This window comes from Actinoplanes sp. TBRC 11911 (genome assembly GCF_012933445.1).
Classification (GTDB): Bacteria; Actinomycetota; Actinomycetes; order Mycobacteriales; family Micromonosporaceae; genus Actinoplanes.
The window spans coordinates 28,420-45,235 of record NZ_JABBNC010000055.1 but is presented as its reverse complement, the minus strand read 5'-3'; the positions used below and the strand labels follow the sequence as shown (position 1 = coordinate 45,235).

The following is a 16,816-nucleotide window of genomic DNA, read 5'->3' as shown; positions in this document are numbered from 1 at the left end:
GTATGTGGGCGCAACTCTCCAAGGTTCGCGAAAAGCCCACGATGTGGCCTGCAATGTCCATAGAGTGGGAACCGCCCGCGCAAGCGGATGGCCGCGCGCAAGCGGATGGCCGCGCGACTATGACGATCTCGTCGGCCGCAGCGGCGGTTGCGCATCGGGTTAGGTCTGCTGAAGCGGAACCGCAGCTAGGCCACGTGGACCCGGCGCCAGTTCGTCACCGGGAGATCCTTTTCCGGTACGTCGGTGAGGCCGTTCTCATCCATCGCGTTGTAGACGGCCAGCCGGGCGCCCTCGAAGAGGAACTCCACCGCGTGCAGGATGCGGGGCCGCCAGTCCGCCACCGTGACCAGCTCGATGATGTTGACCGCGCGTAGTGGCCGGCCCCGGGCCGCGCGCAACGCCGCGTGCGGGTCGGGCCGCCAGTCAAAGTGCTCATACCAGTCGATCGGTACATTGAGGTCGATCTGGTCCCACGTGATCGCGCACTCGTCAAACTTACGGTGGGTAATCTCGACGTGGGTTGTTCCAAAGTCGAGAATGACCGGGCCGTCCGCGAACCAGCCACGCTCGGCCATGTCCCACATCAGCCAGCTTGATCGCAGTGGACGTCCGATGAGCCGCACAAATCGGGTGCGGTGCACGGCAGCGAGGGCCTCGGCGTCGTGGTGCCACGCCGGATCATAGCCTTCGATACCGATCACGATCTTGATCCTCCGTTCAGGATCGCACGATCGTACCCACGCCTCTGAGTAACCGCGCAACACACGACGATGGCCGGCCCCCGGAGAGGGACCGGCCATCGCGCGACGATTACTTCGAGAGAGTGGTACCGGTGGAGCGAAGGTTCTCGCACGCCTCGACGACGCGCTTCGCCATGCCGTTCTCGGCCAGCTTGCCCCACGCCCGCGGGTCGTACGCCTTCTTGTTGCCGACCTCGCCGTCGATCTTCAGCACGCCGTCGTAATTCTTGAACATGTGCTCGACGACCGGCCGGGTGAACGCGTACTGCGTGTCGGTGTCGATGTTCATCTTGACCACGCCGAAGTCGAGGGCGCTGCGGATCTCCGACAGCAGCGAGCCGGAACCACCGTGGAAGACCAGGTCGAACGGCTTCTCCTTGCCGAACTTCGCGCCGACCGCGTCCTGGATCTCCTTGAGGATCTCCGGGCGGAGCTTGACGTTGCCCGGCTTGTAGACGCCGTGCACGTTGCCGAAGGTCAGGGCGGTCATGTACCGCCCCTTCTCGCCGAGGCCCAGCGCGGCGGCGGTGGCCAGGCCGTCGTCGATGGTGGAGTACAGCTTCTCGTCGATCTCGGCGGAGACGCCGTCCTCCTCGCCGCCGACCACGCCGACCTCGATCTCGAGAATCACGTGCGCCGCAGCCGCGTCCTTCAGCAGGTCCTCGGCGATGTCGAGGTTCTCGTGCAGCGGCACTGCCGAGCCGTCCCACATGTGCGACTGGAACAGCGGCGCCTTGCCGTTGGCCACGCGCTCCTTGCTGATGGCGAGCAGCGGACGGACGTACTTGTCGAGCTTGTCCTTGGGGCAGTGGTCGGTGTGCAGCGCGATGTTGATCGGGTAGTTCTTGGCGATCTCGGTGGCGAACTCGGCGAGCGCCAACGCGCCGGTGACCATGTTCTTCACGGTGGGGCCGGACGCGTACTCGGCGCCGCCGGTGGAGATCTGGATGATGCCGTCGCTGCCCGCCTCGGCGAAGCCTTGCAGGGCCGCGTTAACCGTCTGCGAAGAGGTCACGTTGATCGCGGGGTACGCGAACGCGCCGGACTTGGCACGGTCGAGCATCTCGGCATAGACCTCGGGAGAAGCGATGGGCATCGTTGCGCTCCTTGTACTCATGCAGTGAGAAAGCTGAGAGTTCTCCAAAAGGCAGTATTCCGCAGTGGCGAACACGATGCGAAATCACCCCGCAACTCGGTTCGACCGATTCGAGCCGGACATATGCTTCCTTCGGAGGGGGTGGACGATGACAGATCCGGATGACACTGACCTTGAGGCGCCTGAGGAAGACGCGGCGGAACAGGCCATGAGTGCCTTCGACGAGGACGATGACGAGGACGCCGGTCCGGACGAGGACGAACAGGACCTCGAGGCCCCGGAGTGGGACGTCCAGGAGCAACATCAGTCGCTCTGGCCCTCCGAAGACGAGTACCGCTAGCAATTCGTTCGCTTTCCGAGGCGGCCAGGTCCGATCATTACGGGCGTGCTGCTCACGGTTTCCACCACCCACCGGCCGGCCACCGACCTGGGGTATCTGCTGGTCAAGCACCCGGACCGGGTGCATTCGTTCGACGTGCCCACCGGTACGGCGTACGTCCTCTACCCTGAGGCCGCCGCGGACCGTTGCACGGCCGCCCTGCTGCTGGACGTCGATCCGCAGCGGTTGCGCGCGCAGCAGGACACATTCGAGCTGGGGCAGTACGTCAACGACCGCCCGTACGCCGCGTCGAGCCTGCTCGCGAGCGCTCTGAACAAGGTTTTCCGCAGTGCGCTGCGGGGCGTCTCGAAGGATCGTCCGGAGCTGGCCGCCGCGCCGCTGCCGCTGGAGATCGCGGTGCCGGTGCTGCGCGGCACGTCCGAGCTGGCCACCCGGCTGTTCGAGCCGCTCGGCTGGCAGGTCACCGCCACCCCGATCCCGCTGGAACCCCAGATCGGCGGCGACAGCCGCTACGTCGATCTCCAGCTTTCCGGTTCGGTACGCCTCGCCGACGCCCTCAACCACCTGTACGTGCTGCTCCCGGTCCTGGACGACGCGAAGCACTACTGGGTGGCGCCCGACGAGATCGAGAAGCTGCTGCGCTCCGGAGAGGGGTGGCTGGCCGCGCACCCGGAGAAGGTGCTGATCACCCGCCGCTACCTGGCGCACAAGAAGGCGTACGCGACCACGGCCCTGCAGTTGCTGGAGGGGGACGAGACCACCGACGAGGACGCCGAGCTCCCGGTCACCCGGAAGATCAGCCTGGCTTCGCACCGCCGGGACGCCGTGCTCACGGCGTTGGCCGACGCCGGCGCCGCACGCGTGCTCGACCTGGGCTGCGGCGGCGGAGCCCTGCTCACCGCGCTGATCAAGGACCGGCGCTTCACCGAGATCGTCGGCGCCGACGTGTCGTCCCGGGCGCTGGCGATCGCGGCCCGGCGGATCCACCTGGAACGGCTGGGCGACCGGGTCCGGCTGTTCCAGTCCGCGCTCACCTACCGCGACGACCGCCTGCGCGGCTACGACGCGGCGGTGCTCATGGAGGTCATCGAACACCTCGACCCGCCGCGGCTGCCGGCGCTGGCGGAGACGGTCTTCGGCCACGCGCGTCCCGCCACGGTCGTGGTGACCACGCCGAACGTCGAATACAACGTGCACTACGAAGGGCTGACCGGGACGCGTCACTCGGACCACCGCTTCGAGTGGACGCGCGCGGAGTTCCGCTCGTGGGCGTCCCGGGTGGCCGCCCGCTACCGCTACGAGGTGACGTTCCGGCCGGTCGGTGAGGACGACCCGGCCACCGGCGCACCGACGCAGCTCGCCCTTTTCCGAACCGTAAGCGCCGAGGTGGCCCAGTGATCCAGATTCCGGAGCTCTCGCTCGTCGCGCTCGTCGGTATCTCCGGATCCGGCAAGTCGACCTTCGCCCGTACGCATTTCGCCCCCACCCAGGTGCTGTCCTCGGACTACTTCCGGGGCCTGGTGGCCGACGACGAGAACGACCAGTCCGCGTCCGCCGACGCGTTCGACGTGCTGCACTACGTGGCCGGCAAGCGGCTCGCGGCGGGCCGGCTGACCGTGGTGGACGCGACGAACCTGCAGCCGCACGCGCGGGCCGGCCTGGTCAAGGTGGCCCGCGAGCACGACGTCCTGCCGGTGGCGATCGTCCTGGACGTACCGGAGGCGCTCGCCTGGGAACGCACCGAGGCGCGAGCGGACCGCACCTTCGGCCGCCAGGTCCTCACCCGGATGAGCCGTGACCTGCGGCGATCCCTGGGCTCGCTGAGCCGCGAGGGGTTCCGCAAGGTGCATGTGCTGCGTGGTCCGGAGGAGATCGCCGCCGCCGAGGTCGGCTACGAGAAGCTGTTCAACGACAAGCGCGAGGTCACCGGCCCGTTCGACATCATCGGGGACGTGCACGGGTGCCGGGCCGAGCTGGAGACGCTGCTCGGCACTCTCGGGTACGCCCTGACCCGCGACGGGGCCGGGCGGCCGGTCAACGCCGTGCACCCGGACGGGCGTACCGCGATCTTCCTGGGCGACCTGGTCGATCGCGGTCCGGACTCGCCGGGCGTGCTGCGCCTGGTGATGGGCATGGTCGCGGCCGGGAGCGCGATCTGCGTGCCGGGCAACCACGAGCAGAAGCTGGCCCGCAAGCTCAACGGCCGCAACGTGCAGCTCACCCACGGCCTGCCGGAGACGCTCGAACAGCTCGACCGGGAGCCGGCGTCGTTCGTGGCCGAGGCCCGCGCCTTCATCGACGGCCTGGTCAGCCACTACGTGCTCGACGGCGGCCGGCTGGTGGTCGCGCACGCCGGGCTCAAGGAGGCCTACCAGGGGCGCGCGTCCGGGCGGGTGCGCAGCTTCGCGCTCTACGGCGAGACGACCGGCGAGACCGACGAGTACGGGCTGCCGGTGCGTCACCCGTGGGCGCGCGACTACCGCGGCTCGGCGGCGGTCGTCTACGGCCACGTCCCGACGCCGCGGCCGGAGTGGATCAACAACACGATCTGCCTGGACACCGGTTGCGTGTTCGGCGGTTCGCTCACCGCGCTGCGCTGGCCGTCGCGCGAGCTGGTCTCGGTGCCGGCCGCGCGGGAGTACTACGCCCCGGTCCGGCCGCTCGAGACCGTCGTCGAACGGCCGGACGAGGGACTCGACATCGCCGACGTGATCGGCCGGAAGCACCTCGACTACGGGTACGGGCGGATCACCGTCCCGGCCGAGAACGCGGCCGCGGCGCTGGAGGTGATGAGCCGGTTCGCCCTCGACCCGGCCACGCTCGTGTGGCTGCCGCCGACGATGGCGCCGTGCTCGACCTCGACGCTGGACGGCTATCTGGAGCACCCCGCGTCCGCCTTCGCCGATCTGCGCGCGGCCGGGATCGACCGGGTGGTGTGCGAAGAGAAGCACATGGGCTCGCGAGCGGTGGTCCGGGTGTCCCGCTCCGGGGCCGGGGACGCCATCTGGACGCGTACCGGCCGGCCGTTCTTCGGCGCCCCGATGGACGGGGAGCTGCTGACCCGGGTCCGCGCGGCGGCCGGGTCGCTGTTCGACGAGCTGGACAGCGACTGGCTGCTCCTCGACACCGAGCTGCTGCCCTGGTCGGCCAAGGCGGGCGGGCTCATCCGCGACCGGTACGCCGGGGTGGGCGCGGCGGGCCGGGCCGCGCTTCCGGCCGCGCTCGGCGTGCTCGACCGGGTGGCCGGCCGCGGGCTGGACGTCACCGGACTGCGCGACCGTCTCGAGCTGCGCTCGTCGGAGATCGACGGATACTCAGCGGCCTACCGCGCGTACGTGCGGCCGACCGACGGTCTGGACGGGGTCACGCTCGCGCCGTTCGCCGTGCTGGCCGGGGCCGGGGTCTCGTACGCGAAGATGGATCACGGCTGGCATCTGGCGCTGGCGGACCGGCTGGTGGCGGCCGATCCCACGCTGTTCACCCCGACTCGCCGCATGATCGTGGAGCTGGCGGACACCGCATCGGAGGCCGCCGCGACCGACTGGTGGCTCACGCTCACCGCGGCGGGCGGGGAGGGCATGGTGGTCAAGCCGTACGCCGGTCTGGCCGTCACCGACCGCACGGGCCGCCTCGTGCAGCCGGGCGTGAAGTGCCGTGGGCGGGAGTACCTGCGGATCATCTACGGTCCCGAGTACACCCGTCCGGAGCAGCTGTCCCGGCTGCGCGGGCGCAACCTGGGCCGCAAGCGCAACATGGCGCTGCGTGAGCACGGGCTGGGGCTGGCGGCGCTGGACCGGGTCGCGCAGGGCGCTCCGCTGTGGCGGGTCCACGAGCTCGTGTTCGCGATCCTGGCCACCGAATCCGAGCCGGTGGACCCGCGACTGTGATCCTTTCGCCGGGCAACCAAGTCCACAGCAACTGTCCAGCCAACCGATAGGTCGGGGCCGGTACCCTGGCTCACCGTGGACATGCATGCGCTCGGCGAGCAGCTCGCCCTCAACCCGTTGGACCCGAAGGACCTGCTGCACACCTTCGGCATGTTCGGCGTCTGGGCGATCCTGTTCGCCGAGACCGGCCTGCTCGTCGGGTTCTTCTTCCCCGGCGACTCACTGCTGTTCCTGGCCGGCGTGGCGGCCTCACCGGTGGCGAACGAGATCTTCGGCGACGGCACCCAGATCTCGTTCGTGGGGCTGCTGATCGGCGCTCCGGTGTGCGCGATCCTCGGCGCGCAGCTGGGCCACTGGCTCGGCGGGCGCTATGGCCGGCGGATGTTCGAGAAACCCGACTCGCGGCTGTTCAAGCGGGAGTACGTGGAGAAGGCGGAGTACTACTTCGAGAAGTTCGGCCCGGCGAAGGCCGTGCTGCTCGCGCGCTTCATCCCGATCGTGCGCACGTTCCTCAACCCGGTGGCCGGCACGCTCGGCATGCCGGCCCGCAAGTTCCTGCTGTGGAACGTCATCGGCGCGATCATCTGGACCGACGGCATCCTGATCATCGGGCACGCGCTGGCCAGCTCGATCTACGACGCGATCGGCGACAACATCGACCACTACATCCTGCCGGTGGTCGCGGTGATCATTCTGATCTCGCTGCTGCCGATCTTCATCGAGATCCTGCGCGAGCGCCGGGCGAAGAAGAAGGCGGGCAGCGCGGGCAACACGGACGACCCGGACGCGGCCGCGGCGATCGGGGTGGTCGCCGCCGCCAGCATCGCCGGCCTGGCCGACGCCGCCCAGCATCACCACGACGACGAGGACCCGCGTACGCCTCCGCGTTCGCATCGGGCTCGCTGACCACACCGAAAACCGGCCGGCCCCGGTGCGGGCCGGCCGGTTTTGTGTGTCTCAGACCGAGATCGCCGTGGGGTCGGAGAGGCGAGTGAGAAACTCTTCGGGGGAGTCCCGGAGGTTCTCCAGGCGGCCGGCCGCCAGTGCGCGGTAGGTGAGCTGTGCGGCCTCTTCGAGGTAACGAGCCCGCTTGTGGGCCAACTCGATCGAGTCGCCCATGACGACGCAACCGTGCTGGCTCAGCACCAGACAGTCGGTGCCGTCCGCCGCCATCGCGGCGGTCAGCGCCGCCACCTCGATGCTCCCGGGCAACCGGAACGGCACCGTCGACACGCGGCCCAGGTAATGGGCGTGGTCGGTGGTGACGATCCGGATGTGCTCGCCCAGAGCATCGAGCAGCAGGGCGGTTTGCGGATGCAGATGGATCACCGCGTTGACGTCCGGGCGGGCCCGGTACAACGCGAGATGCAGAGCGATCTCACTGGTCGGCTCGACGCGCGGCAACGGAACGCTGCCGATCGTCGCGGGTGAGCCGTCCGAGATCCGTACGGGGGCGAAGGTCGTCCGGCTGAGCCGGCCGAGCCAGGTACCGCTGGCGGTCACCCAGAGGGCGTCCTCGTCCGGGATCCGTGCGGACAGATTGCCGCCGGATCCAACGACGAGGCCGGCCTGGACCACGTCGAAACCCACGAAAGCGAGCTGATCACGCAGATCGCCGTGGACGTAGTTCACCCGTTACTCCTCGGGTCCTGGGGGTGGGACTGGAGGCGGAGTCTTCAGCCTGGCGTCACGTCTTCAACGGTGTGACGCCAGGCATTGCTAAAGCGCTCAGCGCGCCTTCTTGGTCGCCCGCTTGCGCGGCGGCGTGAGAAGGTCGGCGATGGTCGCGATCGCGGTCGGCACGAGGCGGTAGTACGCCCACACGCCGCGCTTCTCGCGCTCCAGGAGGCCGGCCTCCGTCAGGATCCGCAGATGGTGACTCACGGTGGGCTGCGACAGGCCCAAGGGAGCCGTCAGGTCGCAAACACACGCCTCGCCGTCCGTCGCGGACTGGATAAGGCTCAGTAGCCGCAACCGGGCCGGGTCGGCGAGCGCCTTGAGGACACCCGCCAGCCGCTCGGCGTCGGCACGTTCGATCGGCTCGCCGGCAAGCGGCGAGATCTGAGGCATTGTCATTTCCGCCAACGCAGTTCCCACGATCTCCATCCTTCCACCAACTGCATCGATTCTCCTGCATGTGAACAGGAACGAACCGGCTGACTTTCAGGCCAGAAGGCCGAAATCGATCACCGTCTTGGTCGATCAGCCGGGCGGCCGGAGCCGTCCTGAACGACCTTTACGCGGTAACCACTTCGGTCTCTGCCTTCTGCAACGCCTCAGCCGCCGTCTGGACGCTGCCCATCTGTGTCGAGCCCTCGATCCCGCCCCCGGAGTGAGGTGCTCGCATTGTCAATGCATCGTTCGTTTCGGGCCGGTGATCCGTTTCGGCTCGGTCCGCACCGACCTCGCCGTCGTCATCACGCCACGCTGCGCGATCTTCCGGACCAGGCGGTCGGCACCGGAAGTCCACGACCCGATGAAAGCACGGGACCACGCTCCGCGACGGCTAATTCAGTGACGAATTTACGCAGGTCGTGGCGTGCCTCCATGTATAGAGCGTACTGGCTTGAAGGAAACACCAGCCTTTCGCCCTCGGGTGAGGAAGGGAACTATTGACGCCCGACATTGGGTGGATCTAAAAACAAAGTTTACGGTTCGCCTGGTCCCTTTCGCCCGTTCCGAGAGGCATCGAAGCAGCTCAAAGCTCCTATGTCCCGCGTCACATGCGCTGGCAGAGACAGATCACCCGGTCGGGGAACTGAGAAGGTCCTGTGAATTTCGCTGTCCCACGTTTACCCACTTAGCGAAAAACACTCTCCGACCGGTGGGTATGAGTCCATCCGGACAGCCGATAGAGGGACATCAAGTCTTACCCGTTCGGGTGACCCATACCCATCAATATGAGGGGTCTCGAAGTCGGCTCTGACCTGGACGTGACCAAATTTCATCGTCCAAGGACGCGCGACCGGCGAGCAACGCGGGCAACGACCGCGCTCTGCACAGTACGAGACGCGGAGCCCCGACGCCAAACGAAAACCACAATGGGCGTCCGATGAGGCAGCAGAGCGTGATCATGAAGGGTCGTGAGACGAAGAACACGTGGGGGTCGGGCCTTGATGGAACGGCCTAACGCTCCGTGGACGCGTCTCCCGAGAACTGTGGCGGCGCGGTGGGGCCGTCGGCGGTGGAGGGTGCGGTCTCGGACGCGGCGGCCGGCTCCGCGGCGGCGGCGGGCTCCGCGGCGGCGGCGGGCTCCGCGGCGGCGGCGGGCTCCGCGGCGGCGGCGGCCTCTGGTGCCTCTGGTGTGTCCGGCGCTTCGAACGACTGGTGTGGCGGGACACTGGCCGGGCGGGCGAAAGGCGAGTCCGGCTGCGGCGCGGGAATGTAGGGGGTCCCGGGCGGCGGCGCGTAGGCGCCACCGGGCGGATAGGTTCCCGGGGCGTATCCGGGCGGTGGCGGCCCATATCCGGGCGGTGGCGGCCCATATCCGGGCGGTGGGCCATAACCCGGCGCATAAGGCGAGGGACCCGGCTGCGGGCCATACCCGGGCGCGCTGGACGCTGCTGCGCCCGGCTGCGGGCCATACCCCGGCGCGTTGGCTGGGGCGCCCGGCTGCGGGCCATATCCCGGCGGTGGCTGGCCGTAGCCCGGCGGGCTGGGCTGAGCCGGCGGGCCGTACCCCGGAGGAACCGGTGGGCCGGCGGCATAGCTCGGCGGGCCGGCGGCGTATCCCTGGCCGGGGTAGGGCATGCCGTACGCGGGCTGGTTGGGAGCATTCCGCGGGCCGGCCATGACCAGCGGGCCGGAGGAGGCGCGGAAAAAAGCCCGGGGCGCGGTCAGGACCAGCACGGCGACCAGGATGTAGCCGATGATCTGCGCGACCGCCACGCTGATGTTGGTGCCGATCCAGCCGCCCGGGTACGCGTCGGAGAGCTGGTCGCCCAACGTCCCGGGCACCGAATCACCCGCCTGTTGCGCGGTGACGGTCAGCGCCGAGCCGGCCCCGGCCAGGATGCCGAGACCGCAGACGATCAGGGTGGCGATGCGAGCCACGTCGCTGCCCCGGCGTAACCCGAGCCCGAGCACCAGGAAGAGCGCGATCAGGGCGACCGCGACCAGCAACGAGACGCCGGCCCCTAACCAGACCACCGCCGTGTACGCGCTGGGGTCGTCGACCGCCGCACCGCGGAAAGTGTCCAGCGTGCCGGGCACCACGACCAGCGTCGCGATCGCGTAGATCAGGCCGGCCGCGGCCATCACCCAGAGCACCACGGCGGCGATGGTCACGCCGAGCGGGCGGGCGGCCGGGGAAGGCGGTGACACCACGGCGACCGGCGGTGGCTGGACTGGGTACGACATGGAGCACTCCCCGGCGTAAATCCGTTCGCCCGAACCTACCCTCGCCCGGGAGCCGGGCGAGGGTGAACCCCGGCGTCAGGCTGGGTTGGTCGGCGGCTTCGGCGACTGGTCGCCGCCGGAAGCCGGTGGTGCGGCCGGCGGCTGCTCGGCCGACGGCTGCGGGGCAGGCGGCTCAGCCGCCGGTGCGGTGGGCTCGGCCGCCGGCATCGGCGCGGTGGGCTCGGCCGAGGGAATCGGCGCGGTCGACTCGGCCAAGGGCATCGGCGCGGTGGGCTCGGCCGTCGGCATCGGCGCGGTGGGCTGCTCGGGCGCCGCGGGCGGCTGCGCGGCCGGCGGCTGCACGTCGGACGGTGCCCACGGCGCGGCGGCCGGCGGCTCACCGTAGGGCTGCCCGTACCGCGGCGCCGCGGTCGGGTCGGCCGGCGGCGAATACGGCCCCGGCGCCGGAACGGCCGGCGGCGCGTACGGGTCGGAGGTCGGCGGCGCATAGGGATCGACCGGCGGCGTCTGACCCGGGTACGGCGGCGTGGACTGCTGGCCCGGATAAGGGGGCTGCTGGCCGGGATAGGGCTGGCCGGGATAAGGCGGACCCGGATACGGCTGCGGCGGCTGCTGGCCCGGATACGGCGGCAAACCGGGCGCCGGCTGTCCGGGCTGGCCCTGCTGCGGCGGGTACGCCGGGTAGCCCTGGTACGGGCCGCCGGGGTAGGCCTGCGGCTGGCCCGGATATCCGGGGTACGCCGGGTTCCAGCCACTCGCCACGCGCTTGCGGAAGAATTCGTTCGAGGCGGGCAGTGCCAGCAGGATCACCACGGCCAGGATGATCAGCAGTCCCAGCACGCTGAGCGTCGTGGTCAGACCGTTGTACCAGCCGGGCAGCGCTTCCTCGACCCGGCGCTGGACCTCGTCGCTGCTGGGGCCGGTGCCGGTGGTGTCCGCGTTCATCGTGCCGAGCACGGCGTTGCTGCCGAGGCCGGCGCCCAGGCAGCAGAGCGAGATCACGCCGACCACCCAGGTGACGATCCGAGCGGGGTTCTTGCCCTTGCTGTCGAAGTAACCCAGGGCGACGAAGCCGAGGCCGATCACCAGGTTGATCACGCCGCCGATGACCGAGAACGCGGCGATGAAGCCCTCGCTGCCCTCGAGATCGGTGCCGACGTATGCCGATTGGATGGCGTCGCGCAGCGCGCCGTACGTCGAGAAGGCGGCGATCGCATTGATCACCTGGAGGACGGCGACCGCGTAGAGAAGGTACGTCGCGACCGTCACGGTGGTCGGGCGCGACCGTGGTGCGGGTGCTAAATATCCCGGCCCGGGCGCCGGATAGCTCGGAACGGACACAATGCTCCCCTATCTAGATCCACTTACCGTATCGGGCGGCAGCTAGATACGCGACAGCTCGGCAGACGTCGTCACGGTGTGCCAGTATTGGGCGAAGATGCGCGAAATATCCGGATATAGGTCGTCCGTTTGGGGGGCGACGCGGCCCGAAAGCCACCCCTACACTTCCATCCGTGGCGCCGATGTCGCATCAACCTCATCGTGCGACGCCGCCTGCCCATCGTGGTCGCCCGCCCTGAAGAGCGCACACCCCGACCGGGGTCGCCGGGGCCGAGGCAGACCCGATCCGGGCGCCTTTCCCATTAGGCCGGCCGCGTGACCGTCCCGCGGCTGCCCGAGACCTAAGGACCGGTGAGTCCCATGCCCCACGCAGACACCCTCGACGTCGTTCACCATGACGACACCCGGACCAGATTCCGGAACGTTCGCTACCAGCTCCACCGCGACGGCATCCGAATATGGTCCGAGGAGGGCGAGATGGTCGTGACCGACGTACTCATGACCCAGGCCTATCGCAGGGCCAGCCAGTAACGCGAGAACGGCCCCGGGGAGATCCCCGGGGCCGTTTCGTATCAGGCGCGCGCGACCGACAACCCGTCCTTGCTGTCGCCCAGGTCGACCACGACGGTGTCGCCGTCCCGGATCTCCCCGGCGAGCAGCGCCTTGGCCAGCGAGTCACCGATCGCCGACTGCACCAGCCGCCGCAGCGGCCGCGCACCGTAGATCGGGTCGTACCCGTGCTCGCCCAGCCACTCGATGCCGGCCGGCGTGACCTCCAGCGTGAGCCGCCGCTCGGCCAGCCTGGCCCGCAACCGTCCGAGCTGGATGTCCACGATCGCCGACAGGTCTTCCTTGGTGAGGGCGTGGAACACCACGATGTCGTCCAGCCGGTTCAGGAACTCGGGCTTGAAGTGCGCCCGCACCACGGCGAGCACCTCGTCCCGCCGCTCCTCGTCGCCCATCGTGAAGTCGGCCGTCTGCGACCCCAGGTTCGAGGTCAGCACCAGGATGGCGTTGCGGAAGTCGACGGTGCGGCCTTGACCGTCGGTGAGCCGGCCGTCGTCGAGCACCTGAAGCAGCACGTCGAAGACGTCCGGGTGGGCCTTCTCCACCTCGTCGAGCAGCACCACACTGTACGGCCGACGCCGCACCGCCTCGGTGAGCTGGCCGCCCTCCTCGTACCCGACGTATCCGGGCGGGGCGCCGACCAGCCGCGCGACCGAGTGCTTCTCGCCGTACTCGCTCATGTCGATCCGGACCATCGCGCGCTCGTCGTCGAACAGGAACCCGGCGAGCGCCTTGGCCAGCTCGGTCTTGCCGACGCCGGTGGGGCCGAGGAACAGGAAGCTGCCGGTCGGGCGGTCCGGATCGGCGATGCCGGCCCGCGCGCGGCGCACGGCGCCGGCCACCGCGGCCACGGCCTCCTGCTGACCGACCACCTTCTCCTGCAGCGATTCCTCCATGCGCAGCAGCTTGGCGGTCTCACCCTCCATCATCCGGCCGGCCGGGATGCCGGTCCACGAGGAGATGACCTCGGCGATGTCGTCGGCGCCGACCTCCTCCTTGACCATCGGCGGCTCGGGCTTCTCCTCCTCGTCCGCCTCGGCGGCGCTGCTGATCTCCTGCTCCAGCGCGGGGATCTCCTGATACTGCAGGCGGGACGCCTTCTCCCAGTCGGCGTCGCGCTGCGCCCGCTCGAGCTCCGCCTTCGCCTCGTCGAGCCGCTTCTTCAGCTCACCGACCCGGTTCAGGCCGCCGCGCTCGCGCTCCCACCGGGCGTTCAGCGCGGTCAGCTCCTCCTCGCGGTCGGCGAGGTCGCGCTCGAGCCGTTCCAGCCGGTCGCGGGAGGCGACGTCGGTCTCCTTCTCGAGCGCCAGCTTCTCCACCCGCATCCGGTCGACCAGGCGCTGCAGCTGGTCGAGCTCGACCGGCCGCGAGTCGATCTCCATGCGGAGCCGGGAGGCGGCCTCGTCGATCAGGTCGATCGCCTTATCCGGCAGGAAGCGGTCGCTGATGTAGCGGTCCGACAGGCTCGCGGCGGCGACCAGCGCGGCGTCGGTGATCTGGACCCGGTGGTGCGCCTCGTAGCGGCCCTTGAGCCCGCGCAGGATGCCGATGGTGTCCTCGACCGTCGGCTCGCCCACGACCACGGGCTGGAAGCGCCGCTCGAGTGCCGGGTCCTTCTCGATGTGCTCGCGGTACTCGTCGAGTGTGGTGGCGCCGACCATCCGCAGCTCGCCGCGGGCCAGCATCGGCTTGAGCATGTTGCCGGCGTCCATCGAGCCCTCGCCCCTGCCGGCGCCGACGACGGTGTGCAGCTCGTCGAGGAAGGTGACGACCTGGCCGTTGGACCCGCGGATCTCCTCGAGGACGCTCTTGAGCCGCTCCTCGAACTGGCCGCGGTACTGCGCTCCGGCCACCATCGCGCCCAGGTCCAGCGAGACGAGCCGCTTGTCACGCAGCGTCTCGGGCACGTCGCCCGCGACGATCCGCTGAGCGAGACCCTCGACGATCGCGGTCTTGCCCACCCCGGGCTCACCGATCAGCACCGGGTTGTTCTTGGTACGCCTGGACAGGACCTGCACCACGCGACGGATCTCGGTGTCGCGGCCGATGACGGGGTCGATCTTGCCGTCACGCGCGAGTGCGGTCAGGTCGACGCTGTACTTCTCCAGCGCCTGGTAGGTCTGCTCGGGATCGGCGTTGGTCACCCGGCGCTCACCCCCGCGCACCTGCGGGAACGCGGCGACCAGCGCCTCCTCGGTGGCCCCGGCGGCCTTGAGCGCGCCGCCCACCACGCCGCCGACGCGGGCCAGCCCGGCGAGCAGGTGCTCGGTCGACACATACTCGTCGCCGAGCGGCTTGGCGATGAGCTCGGCCTCGCCGATGGCGTTGACGAACTCGCGGGAAAGGCTGGGCTCGGCGGTGCTGGAACCGCGCGCGGAGGGCAACTGCTCGATCGCGCGAACCGCGACGCGCCGCACGTCGGCCGGGTTGGCGCCGACGGCACGCAGCAGCGCGGGCGCGGTCGAGCCGCCCGTGTCCAGCAATGAAAGCAGCATGTGCCACGGCTCCACCGTGGCGTGTCCGCGACGACCGGCATCGGCCACCGCCCCGGTGATGACGTCGCGGCTCTTGGTGGTCAAACGTTCGGCGTTCATGCGCTCCCCTGTGAAAGCAACACTGAGATAGCTAGCCCTCAGACTTGAGCGTAACCCACTCAACTCTAAGAGGCCCACGCCACCTCGACAACTCGTAGGGGCGGCCATTAGTGATCGTCACCACCAGCCGCCCGTACGCCACCGCGAGCGGCCTAGCGTGAAGGAATCATGGCCGCACCACCCGTTACGCCGGTACGCCTCACCCGGCGCTTGTTCCCCCTGACACTCATCTTCATCGCGGTCGGCCTCTCGACCTCGTTCGTCGGTCCCTACCTCGCGCTCTTCCTCAATGACGCGGTGCATGCGGGTCCCGTCCGCACCACCGTCTTCCTGATCGCCGCGCCCGCCTCCGGCGTCGTGATCGCATGGGTGGTCGGCCGGCTCTCCGACCATCGGCCGATCCGCCGCCGCCTGCTGCTGGTCGCGGCCACGGCCGGGCTCGCCGGAACCGCGCTGACCGCGGTGGTCCGCGACTACTGGGTGCTGCTCGCGATCACCGTGACCCTCACCGCGATGGCCGCGTCCCTGGTGCCGCAGAGCTACGCGTACGCCCGTCAGGTGCTGCAGCACGGCGACCCGGCCCGCGCCGCGATGGCGATCAGCCTGTTACGCACGCTGCTGTCGGCCGCGTGGGTGGGTGGCCCGCCGGTGGCCGCCCTGCTGCTGGCCAGCCGGGGTTTCGGCCTGGTCTACGGCTTCGCGGCGCTGACCTACACGGTCGCGCTGGGCGCGGTGCTCTTCGGCCTCAAGGAAGTGCCGAGACCCGTCGGCGAGGACGGCGCGCCCCTCGTCGAGGTAGCGCCCGCGCCGCGCCGGACGATCTACGTGATCATCGCGGGCTTCGTGAGCATCACCGTGACGATGACGCTCGGGGTGCAGGCGATGCCGTTCTACGTCAGCACCGATCTGGGCGGCTCGGTGCGCCAGGCCGGCCTGGTCCTCGGGCTGTGCGCGTTGCTGGAGATCCCGTTGCTGATCGCCTTCGGCGCGCTCGCCGCGCGGGTGCCGCTGCGCCGGCTGATCCTGTTCGGGGCGCTCGTCGGGATCGCGTACCAGACCGCGGCGACCCTCGCCACCACGGTGTGGATGCTGGCCGCGGCCCAGGTGCTGAACGCGACCTTCATCGCGACGATCAGCGGGCTCGGCGTCTCCTACGTGCAGGATCTGATGCCGGGGCGGCCCGGGCGGGCCACCACGATGATCACCAACACGTATCCGGCGGGGCAGATTCTGGCCGGTCCCGCGTTCGGCCTGGCACAGCACTTCGGCTTCCGGTTGGCGTACGGGATGAACCTGGGTCTTTGTGTGGTGGGTCTGCTCCTGATGATCGCCGCGGGACGCCGGGCATCCACAGCACGCCCGGAGCCGGTGATCGCTCAGCTACGGTAAGAACGTGCGAGTGAGAGTGGAACAGACGCCGCTGCCGGGAATCGGTGTGCGCCATGACCTGATCACATCGTCCGGCCGCACGATGGGCGTGGTGTCGCATCGCAGCGGCCGCCGGGACCTGGTGCTCTTCGACGTGGACGACCCGGACGCGTGCGTGGCCTCGATCCCGCTCACCGATGACGAGGCCGAGGCGCTGGCCGACCTGCTCGGCGCCTCGTTGATGCTGAGCCAGCTCGCCGGCCTGCGACAACAGGCCGCCGGCCTGCTCACCGAGCAGATCTTCCTGCCCGCGGGGTCGCCGTTCGTCAGCCGCCCGATGGGCGACACGAAGGCGCGCACCCGCACCAGCTCGTCCATCGTCGCGGTGTTACGGGGCAGCGAGGTCGTCGCCTCGCCCGGCCCGTCCTTCGTCCTGGAGGCGAACGACGTGGTCGTCGCGGTCGGCACCCGCCAAGGCCTGGACGGCTTGACCGCCATCCTGGCCGGCGACACCGACTGACGCC

Annotated in this window: 13 protein-coding genes; 6 read left to right on the top strand and 7 right to left on the bottom strand. The window is 69.7% G+C overall.

Annotation, left to right across the window (positions count from 1 at the left end; translation table 11 throughout):
• Window positions 1–185 precede the first annotated feature (185 nt).
• Window positions 186–701 (bottom strand): hypothetical protein, encoded by a 516-nt coding sequence (locus tag HH310_RS41545; RefSeq protein WP_169181271.1) that lies wholly within the window; start codon window positions 699–701, stop codon window positions 186–188.
• Between the two features lie 109 nt (window positions 702–810).
• Window positions 811–1,836: a class II fructose-bisphosphate aldolase gene (gene fbaA / locus HH310_RS41540; RefSeq protein WP_169181270.1), complete on the bottom strand. Its 1,026-nt coding sequence runs from the start codon at window positions 1,834–1,836 to the stop codon at window positions 811–813.
• Window positions 1,837–1,984: 148 nt separating this feature from the next.
• Here fbaA and HH310_RS41535 point away from each other — a divergent pair, with 148 nt between their 5' ends.
• The 4 genes from HH310_RS41535 (at window position 1,985) to HH310_RS41520 (ending at window position 6,969) form a co-directional block, all read left to right on the top strand.
• Entirely contained in the window at window positions 1,985–2,176 is a 192-nt protein-coding gene (locus tag HH310_RS41535; protein WP_169181269.1) for a hypothetical protein, read from the top strand.
• A gap of 45 nt (window positions 2,177–2,221) precedes the next feature.
• On the top strand, window positions 2,222–3,574 hold the full coding sequence (locus HH310_RS41530) for a 3' terminal RNA ribose 2'-O-methyltransferase Hen1 (protein ID WP_169181268.1): 1,353 nt from the start codon (window positions 2,222–2,224) through the stop codon (window positions 3,572–3,574).
• A complete protein-coding gene (locus HH310_RS41525) occupies window positions 3,571–6,063 on the top strand; it encodes a polynucleotide kinase-phosphatase (protein WP_169181267.1) in 2,493 nt (830 codons plus the stop codon). The genes HH310_RS41530 and HH310_RS41525 overlap by 4 nt, the downstream gene beginning before the upstream one ends.
• 75 nt (window positions 6,064–6,138) lie before the next feature.
• Window positions 6,139–6,969, top strand: a complete 831-nt coding sequence (locus tag HH310_RS41520; RefSeq protein ID WP_396027578.1) for a DedA family protein — start codon at window positions 6,139–6,141, stop codon at window positions 6,967–6,969.
• A 51-nt stretch (window positions 6,970–7,020) separates the two neighbouring features.
• Here the strand turns inward: HH310_RS41520 and HH310_RS41515 are convergent, their stop codons facing one another.
• The 5 genes from HH310_RS41515 to clpB form a co-directional block, all read right to left on the bottom strand.
• Window positions 7,021–7,695, bottom strand: a complete 675-nt coding sequence (locus HH310_RS41515) for a class II aldolase/adducin family protein (RefSeq protein WP_169181266.1) — start codon at window positions 7,693–7,695, stop codon at window positions 7,021–7,023.
• Between the two features lie 96 nt (window positions 7,696–7,791).
• The gene (locus HH310_RS41510) at window positions 7,792–8,169 is read right to left on the bottom strand and encodes a helix-turn-helix transcriptional regulator (protein ID WP_014440216.1); all 378 of its coding nucleotides are present in this window, start codon (window positions 8,167–8,169) and stop codon (window positions 7,792–7,794) included.
• A gap of 1,020 nt (window positions 8,170–9,189) precedes the next feature.
• Window positions 9,190–10,422 (bottom strand): hypothetical protein, encoded by a 1,233-nt coding sequence (locus HH310_RS43390; RefSeq protein WP_211193294.1) that lies wholly within the window; start codon window positions 10,420–10,422, stop codon window positions 9,190–9,192.
• A gap of 75 nt (window positions 10,423–10,497) precedes the next feature.
• Entirely contained in the window at window positions 10,498–11,763 is a 1,266-nt protein-coding gene (locus tag HH310_RS41500) for a hypothetical protein (protein ID WP_169181265.1), read from the bottom strand.
• Between the two features lie 572 nt (window positions 11,764–12,335).
• The gene (gene clpB / locus HH310_RS41495; RefSeq protein WP_169181264.1) at window positions 12,336–14,924 is read right to left on the bottom strand and encodes an ATP-dependent chaperone ClpB; all 2,589 of its coding nucleotides are present in this window, start codon (window positions 14,922–14,924) and stop codon (window positions 12,336–12,338) included.
• Window positions 14,925–15,092: 168 nt separating this feature from the next.
• Here clpB and HH310_RS41490 point away from each other — a divergent pair, with 168 nt between their 5' ends.
• Complete coding sequence (locus HH310_RS41490; RefSeq protein ID WP_169181263.1) at window positions 15,093–16,313, top strand: sugar efflux transporter; 1,221 nt, start codon at window positions 15,093–15,095, stop codon at window positions 16,311–16,313.
• Between the two features lie 4 nt (window positions 16,314–16,317).
• Window positions 16,318–16,812, top strand: coding sequence for a cation:proton antiporter regulatory subunit (locus HH310_RS41485; protein WP_169181262.1), 495 nt, complete (start codon window positions 16,318–16,320; stop codon window positions 16,810–16,812).
• Window positions 16,813–16,816: the final 4 nt, after the last annotated feature.

What these genes read in the sequence shown, in the direction of transcription:
- fbaA (WP_169181270.1), bottom strand. Translation starts at nt 1,836, where the DNA reads ATGCCCATCGCTTCTCCCGAGGTCTATGCCGAGATGCTCGACCGTGCC.
- HH310_RS41510 (WP_014440216.1), bottom strand. Translation starts at nt 8,169, where the DNA reads ATGGAGATCGTGGGAACTGCGTTGGCGGAAATGACAATGCCTCAGATC.
- clpB (WP_169181264.1), bottom strand. Translation starts at nt 14,924, where the DNA reads ATGAACGCCGAACGTTTGACCACCAAGAGCCGCGACGTCATCACCGGG.
- HH310_RS43390 (WP_211193294.1), bottom strand. Translation starts at nt 10,422, where the DNA reads ATGTCGTACCCAGTCCAGCCACCGCCGGTCGCCGTGGTGTCACCGCCT.
- HH310_RS41490 (WP_169181263.1), top strand. Translation starts at nt 15,093, where the DNA reads ATGGCCGCACCACCCGTTACGCCGGTACGCCTCACCCGGCGCTTGTTC.
- HH310_RS41535 (WP_169181269.1), top strand. Translation starts at nt 1,985, where the DNA reads ATGACAGATCCGGATGACACTGACCTTGAGGCGCCTGAGGAAGACGCG.